Raw genomic sequence first — 918 nt, forward strand, 5'->3', positions numbered from 1 at the left:
CTGCGCCTTCAAAGCAGTCACGAGTCAGGGTACGAGACATCGCACCACCACAACCGATACCCAATGCTGACGAAGCTACCGACAAGGAACCAAGTGTACTCGTGCGCAAACAGTGACAGCATAGTGCCGGCAATGTAAATCAATAGACCGGCGATGATGATCGGCTTACGGCCAAGGCGATCCGACAGTGGACCATAGACAAATTGCGATAATCCGTAAGGGATCAAATAGCACGCCATGACAGCCTGCAGTGCAGCAGGCGATACCAAAAACTCACTGGCCATGTGTCCGATTGATGGCACTGTACATGGTTGAGTCACTTTGACCACAGCGGTCAAAATAGCGATCAAAAAGGTAAGCTTGGCTAATGGAAATGACGCGGACATCTGCGCAAATTCTCCGGCTAAATTAAAAACGAAAAAGACCATGACAGATCGGTAAAGACTGCCAAATAATGAGTTTTATAGGGATTTACGGCGCGAGATATTAGTCGTTGATGGCATTGTGATCAATCTGAAAATGTGATCTTAAGCAAGATAAAAATCTATCTTTTGCATTAGAAAACTAATGATTATTTTTATTTAACGATCCGTTCATTAATGATTCCTTGGTTTGAGATAACAAAGAGAGGGGCTGAGGAGGAGGTAGAATAGCCTTAGGGTCGTTAGTGGGGAACATGGAAAGTAAGCATAAAAAAATACCGCATAAAACAGAGTTTATCGGATTTGGTGGTCTTGCTTCAAAGTCTTCGCTTAGAACTCTGATTCAAACTCTTTATTTGCTGCCCAAGCGTACATCAGCTCTAGCGCGATGGTTGCGCCAGCCAGTGCCGTCAAATCGCTTTGATCGTATGGAGGAGAGACTTCCACCACATCCATACCAACGATGTTAACGTCTTTTAGGCCACGGATGATTTTC

At 44.8% G+C, this 918-nt stretch carries 1 protein-coding gene and 1 pseudogene; both read right to left on the reverse strand.

Annotation, left to right across the window (positions count from 1 at the left end; genetic code table 11):
• Nucleotides 1–386, reverse strand: a pseudogene (locus CIK04_RS27815) (MFS transporter); the annotation flags it as partial.
• A gap of 366 nt (nt 387–752) precedes the next feature.
• Nucleotides 753–918 (reverse strand): arginase family protein (locus CIK04_RS27820; RefSeq protein WP_176463457.1); only part of this gene is annotated, 166 nt, incomplete at its 5' end.

The organism is Vibrio sp. 03_296, assembly GCF_002265885.1.